Origin of the sequence: Arthrospira sp. PCC 8006, from assembly GCF_046480465.1 — a bacterium.
Lineage (GTDB): Bacteria > Cyanobacteriota > Cyanobacteriia > Cyanobacteriales > Microcoleaceae > Limnospira > Limnospira platensis.
On record NZ_PKGG01000006.1, the window covers coordinates 60,259 to 66,263 of the forward strand.

Sequence of the window (6,005 nt, forward strand, 5' to 3'; positions counted from 1 at the left end):
TGGCTTTGATGGCAATGTAGGAAGATATTGCATAATCTTCCTAGGAAACGGATCTAATGGAGAAACCGCCGCCCGTACACGGTTGTCAGTTAGTTTCCCCTGTCAAGATTTCCTGGCCCCACTGTTGAACATATTTTCGTCCTAGGAGACTGTTGATGCTGCGACTAGAACATATTAGCAAAATCTATCCCACAGGTACTATTCTTAAAGATATTAACTGGGAAGTTAAACCAGGCGATCGCATTGGTTTAGTGGGGGTAAATGGGGCGGGAAAGTCTACCCAACTGAAAATTATAGCCGGAGAAATTGAACCCACATCAGGGGAAGTTATTAAGCCATCAAGTCTACATATCGCTTATTTAACCCAGGAATTTGAAGTTGATCCAGCGCGCACCGTCCGAGAAGAGTTTTGGACGGTTTTTGATGAGGCTAACGCCACCCATGCAGCTTATGGAGAAGTTCAGCGAGAGATGGAAACGGCTGATCCGGATCGCCTCGATGAGTTAATTCATAAATTGGATAAACTCCAACGTAAATTTGAATCTCTTGATGGCTACGGCTTAGAAGCTAAAATTGAGAAGATTTTACCGGAAATGGGGTTTGACTCGGAAGATGGCGATCGCTTAGTTAGCGCCTTTAGTGGTGGCTGGCAAATGCGTATGAGTTTAGGTAAAATTCTTCTGCAAGAACCAGATTTACTGCTACTGGACGAACCGACAAACCACCTCGACCTAGAAACTATCGAATGGCTAGAAATTTACCTCAAGGGTTTAACTACCCCGATGGTAATTGTTTCCCATGACCGGGAGTTTTTAGACCGTCTCTGTACTCAAATTGTGGAAACTGAACGGGGAGTTTCTCGGACTTATTTAGGTAATTATTCCGCTTATTTGCTACAAAAGGCTGAGGCTGAGGCGGCTCAATTAAGTGCCTATGAACGCCAGCAAAAGGAACTCGAAAAACAACAGGWATTTGTAGAAAGATTTAGGGCGAGTGCGACCCGTAGCACCCAAGCTAAAAGTCGCGAAAAACAGTTAGATAAAATCGAAAAAATTGAGGCTCCTACAGCTTCTTTAAAAACGCTGAAATTCCACTTCCCACCGGCTCCTCGTAGTGGTCGGGATGTGGTGAATATTAAAGATTTGGTGCATACCTATGATGATAAAATTCTGTTTTTGGGGGCAGAATTGCTGATTGAGAGAGGCGATCGCATAGCTTTTCTGGGTCCTAATGGTTGCGGTAAATCTACCTTACTTCGCATGATTATGGGGTTGGAAACCCCCAGCGAAGGAACTGTATCCCTAGGAAAACATAATGTGATTCCGGGTTACTTTGAACAAAATCAAGCGGAAGCCTTAGACTTGAGTAAAACAGTTATGGAAACTATCCATGATGAGGTTCCCGACTGGAAAAATGAGGAAGTCCGCACCCTCCTCGGTCGGTTTTTGTTTAGTGGTGAAACTGTATTTAAAAAAGTTGGTTCTTTGAGTGGTGGTGAAAAGGCGCGGCTGGCTTTGGCTAAAATGTTGCTGCAACCGGTGAATTTGTTGATTTTGGATGAACCAACTAATCACTTGGATATTCCGGCTAAGGAAATGATGGAATCAGCTTTACAGGAGTATGAGGGAACGGTTTTGCTGGTCTCCCATGACCGTTACTTTATTTCTCAGGTGGCTAACAAAATTGTGGAAATTCGTGATGGTGAGTTTCGGGTTTATCTGGGAGATTATCACTATTATTTAGATAAGTTGGCTGAGGAAAAAGAACAGGAACGAGAAGCTAAATTAGCAGCCGAAAAAGCCGCGAAAAAGGCGGCTAAGGCGGCTAAGAAAAAGGCAGGGGCTAAAGGTAGATAGTTACTGAGTCAACAATTCCCCCTAGACAAATTTAGGGGGATATACAACTGGGCTTTCGGGTGTTTATTAATTGAGTGGTGAGTAGGGGCTAAATTATGCGATCGCTCTATTAGGGTTCCTCCCTTGATTACAACTGAGGTTAAGTTATGTTAAAGTTGGTTTGTCGTAGTGATGTTTAACCTGGTAGCGATCGCATCTGATCTTACACTTCCTTTAGACTCCAAGGGGGTGCAACTAGACTGCTAATTTTATCAGCAACCATCAGTGTGTCGTAACTATCGCCATCAATTGTAAACAAAATTCCATCCACCAGTGGCTTAGGCGAATAGTCCCGCAATAATTGAAATAAACAGGGTGAAACTTTCTGAATTTCCAGTTTCAGTGTTTTCATGTCGTTGCCTCACTTGATAGTTTAATGAGCCATTAATATCTATTATAATTTATCCCTATGGTTTTGGGGGATTTTGGGGAAAGTATTAGTAATACTCAATTGGGGTATCTAAATCAGCCAATAAATTAATCATATAATTAGCTAAAACCACAGCGTTCATGGTATAATAGCGTTTTCGCTTCATCACTAATTTACTATTTCAGAAAACTGTGAAAAAAGTGTGAAAAGCGACAGAATTTAATATTACCCTTGGGTGGTGGACTTGGTATTGATGGGATACAACTGGGCCGGAATTGGTAACAGAGCGATCGTAAAAGGAACTAAACTGGGTAAACTATAAGTATTCGGAGAAGTTGGGTGCGTTACAGGGCCACTAATGGATCACCTCTTAAATAGGGAATTCAGAGTAGAGTTAGGTAGCGCACCATTTTTATTAAACTAGACCCCTCGTGTCATGAATACTGTCTTACTGGTTGAAGACTCCCTTACCCAAAGAGAATGTCTGTCCTACCAATTAACCTGGAGTGGTTTGGAAGTCATCCCCGCCTCTGATGGGTTGGAGGCTTTAGATAAGTTACAGCAGGTGTGTCCAGATGTGATTTTGTTGGACGTGGTGATGCCTAAATTGGATGGCTACAAAACCTGTCGTCTGATTAAATCCAACCCTGACACTCAAAATATCCCAGTTATATTTTTAACGGGACAAGAACAGAATCTGGCTGTATATGAAGGCATTAAACACGCCGAAGCCTATGTCAGTAAACCCTGGCGAACTAAAGAACTTTTGCAGACCATTAAATGGGTGACAGTGGCTGCTAAATCTCAACCCACAGTTAATTCTGCTCAAGCCTGGTTTAACTATTTTTTCTTAATTGTCAAAATTATTGATGTCTGTTTTATCTCTAAAAGTCAACCCGATAAGTATGCACTGCAAATAGTGAAACTTTATAAGTCAGCAATTCAAGCTCTTGAACACACGCTTATCTGCAATCCTAATTATCCTCAAGCCCGTCAATATTATCGGATAATTAATCATAGATATCAAATTTTTAAAAAAGAATTACAGGCAAATCATTCCTGCCAAATATGTCGCTATTTTTATGGTCAGGATGGCATCAATTGTGCTGTGCATCCTGGGGGTCCAGAATCTCAGATGTGTCCTGATTGGAAATTGTAGGGGCGTAAAATTTACCAGGATTTAATTAAAAAACCGAAACTTAGCCCCCAACAACTTTATAGATTTTCTGGGAGTTTTATTAGTTCCCTCATAGCTTGTTCAAGTTCGCTCATGAGAAACTTTTTGTCTTTGTCTATTTTAGCATAATAATCCGGCGGTGGCAACTCCGGCTGAAAATAAATTAATTTAATCCGATCTGGACTAATGCAAATCATCAAAACTTCTATCTCGGGTTTATATCCGTCAATAATTCCGAGGATTTCCTGTAATTTATTATCCGCATTTTTGTTGAGGAGTTCAATGGCTGATTTGGGACAAAAAACAAAGTGAGGAGTTGGCTTTAGGTCAATACCTAAAGTTCCCGGTTCGCTTTCTCCTTCCAGGTGAACCCCCCAAGCTAAGGCGGCGAGTTGTGGATGGTGATTTTCGACAAAGCGATCTAGTTGTTTTTGCCAGCCATTTTCGTCTACAGGGGTGGGGGTAATATTCATTAGACCAGAATTCCGTTAATTTCTCAATCTATTGTATATTTATTCGTCCTAGGAGGGTATCCTAAGTTTTAAGGAATTGATGGTCATAACTACACTGACAGTTGCGCTGTTGGTAAGAAATATTTAATCTAAAAAACCGTCAATAATTCCTGGTTCGATAACTCAACCGGAAAATTACGCTAACTAATTGTCCGGATATTAGGGGTGCAAGTTGAAAACAGAATTAAGCGCGATCGCTATTCTGTTTAGCCGTTGAAACTTACCCTTTTTGCACCCATGAGTTTTACTGCCTTTGAGTTTGAAAATTTTAGTTTTAATCCGGATCCTCAGTCAGATACTACGGGAATTTCCCCTGATCCGATTTCCACAGCCACTGGTATTCAGGCGCACAATTCCATAACTGTCTTAACTTTGGGTCAAGTTTCATCAGAACCCACTGAGAACTCGGATTTTATCCTAGGTACAGAATTCGATGATATCATCTTTGCTTTAGGGGGAGATGATACGGTCTATGGTTTAGATGGCGATGATATTATTGGCGGAAATGAAGGTAATGATTTCTTACATGGAAATCAGGGTAATGATACCCTCTATGGCGGTCAGGGGGATGATACGCTTAGAGGTGGAAAAGGCAATGATGTGCTATTTGGTGATCGTGGTGATGACCTGTTATTTGGCGATCGCGACCATGATACATTATTTGGAAATCAAGGTAATGATACTCTATATGGCGGTCAGGGTAATGATCTCCTTTATGGCGGTAAAGGGGATGACTTATTATTTGGCGATCGCGGAAATGATACACTAATTGGCGATGAAGGTTCTGATACTCTCACAGGTGGAGAAGGAAATAACTGGTTTTATATTGGTTTAAATACAGGAGGATTTACCCATGATAGAACCAATTTTATTATGGATTTTGATATTAATAAAGACTCGATTGTTTTATTACATGATCTCACTTTTGAATCTTTAAATATTTATCAGGGTTCCGGTGTATATGCTACAGATACAATTATTCAAGACCGCGCTACTAACGAATTTTTGGCGATTCTGAAAAATGTAAATAGCGATAGTTTTAAGGCTACTATCTTCCCTTCAGATGAAGCCACACCGACACCAGAACCCACACCAGAATCTACAGTTTTACCAACTCCGACACCGGAACCGACACCGGAACCGACACCGGAACCGACACCGGAACCGACWCCYGTACCGACACCCGCACCGACACCCGTACCGACACCCGTACCCACACCCGTACCCACACCGACTCCAGAGATAGATAGTGACCTGGGAATTGTAGGGTTTAGTATGGATGAAATCGAAGTTATTGAAAGTGCAGGAACTGTTATAATTACAGTAGAAAGAACGGGAAATATTGATGAGCAAGGAACTGTAGATTATACGACGGTAGATGATACAGCGATCGCCGGAGAAGATTACATCGCTACTAGCGGCACGCTGATTTTTGCTTCCGGTCAGGATAGCAGACATATTACCCTTGAAGTTATCGATGACAATGAAGTAGAAGATACGGAGCAATTTCAGATAGTTCTCAGTAATCCTACTGGTGATTTAACTTTAGGCGATCGTGATACACTAACATTTAAGATTATTGATAATGATATTCCTAATCCGGGTGTGTTCAATTTAGAGTTCACAGATATCGAAGTAGAAGATATTGGAACCGCCAGCATTACGGTAGAACGTACAGAAGGAAGTCATGGTGAAATTACCATAGATTTTGCTACCGCTGATGGTACTGCTATTGCTAACATTGATTACATACCCGTATCAGGAACCCTAACTTTTGCGCCGGGAGAAACCAGCCAAACCATTAGCGTTGAGATTATTAATAATAACGAAAGAGAAGGGGATAAAACCTTCACTTTAAGTTTAAATAATCCCGCTGATGACGCAACTTTAGGAAGTCAATCTACAGTTACATTTACTATCTTAGATCCTGATATTTCTAGACCCGAACCGGAACCGATTCCTGAACCGGAACCTGAACCGGAACCGGAACCGACTCCTGAACCCGAACCSGAACCGACTCCTGAACCTGAACCGGAACCGRMWCCTGAACC

5 protein-coding genes are annotated in these 6,005 nt (G+C 41.5%); 3 read left to right on the plus strand and 2 right to left on the minus strand.

Translation table 11 applies throughout. From position 1 onward, the window contains the following. Positions 1-155 precede the first annotated feature (155 nt). The gene (gene abc-f, locus B9T16_RS02140) at positions 156-1,856 is read left to right on the plus strand and encodes a ribosomal protection-like ABC-F family protein (protein ID WP_410244010.1); all 1,701 of its coding nucleotides are present in this window, start codon (positions 156-158) and stop codon (positions 1,854-1,856) included. Positions 1,857-2,058: 202 nt separating this feature from the next. Here the strand turns inward: abc-f and B9T16_RS02145 are convergent, their stop codons facing one another. Next, on the minus strand, positions 2,059-2,247 hold the full coding sequence (locus B9T16_RS02145; RefSeq protein ID WP_006616843.1) for a hypothetical protein: 189 nt from the start codon (positions 2,245-2,247) through the stop codon (positions 2,059-2,061). Positions 2,248-2,701: 454 nt separating this feature from the next. On the opposite strand from B9T16_RS02145, the gene B9T16_RS02150 reads away from it, so the two are divergent. Continuing rightward, a complete protein-coding gene (locus tag B9T16_RS02150; protein ID WP_317269520.1) occupies positions 2,702-3,424 on the plus strand; it encodes a PleD family two-component system response regulator in 723 nt (240 codons plus the stop codon). A 56-nt stretch (positions 3,425-3,480) separates the two neighbouring features. Here the strand turns inward: B9T16_RS02150 and B9T16_RS02155 are convergent, their stop codons facing one another. After that, positions 3,481-3,915, minus strand: coding sequence for a hypothetical protein (locus B9T16_RS02155; protein WP_006616845.1), 435 nt, complete (start codon positions 3,913-3,915; stop codon positions 3,481-3,483). A 276-nt stretch (positions 3,916-4,191) separates the two neighbouring features. On the opposite strand from B9T16_RS02155, the gene B9T16_RS02160 reads away from it, so the two are divergent. After that, positions 4,192-6,005, plus strand: a 1,814-nt coding sequence (locus B9T16_RS02160; protein WP_410244011.1) for a Calx-beta domain-containing protein, incomplete at its 3' end; no start/stop codon positions are given.

Coding starts and splice junctions, on each gene's coding strand:
- B9T16_RS02155 (WP_006616845.1), bottom strand. CDS start 3,915: ATGAATATTACCCCCACCCCTGTAGACGAAAATGGCTGGCAAAAACAA.
- B9T16_RS02150 (WP_317269520.1), top strand. CDS start 2,702: ATGAATACTGTCTTACTGGTTGAAGACTCCCTTACCCAAAGAGAATGT.
- B9T16_RS02145 (WP_006616843.1), bottom strand. CDS start 2,247: ATGAAAACACTGAAACTGGAAATTCAGAAAGTTTCACCCTGTTTATTT.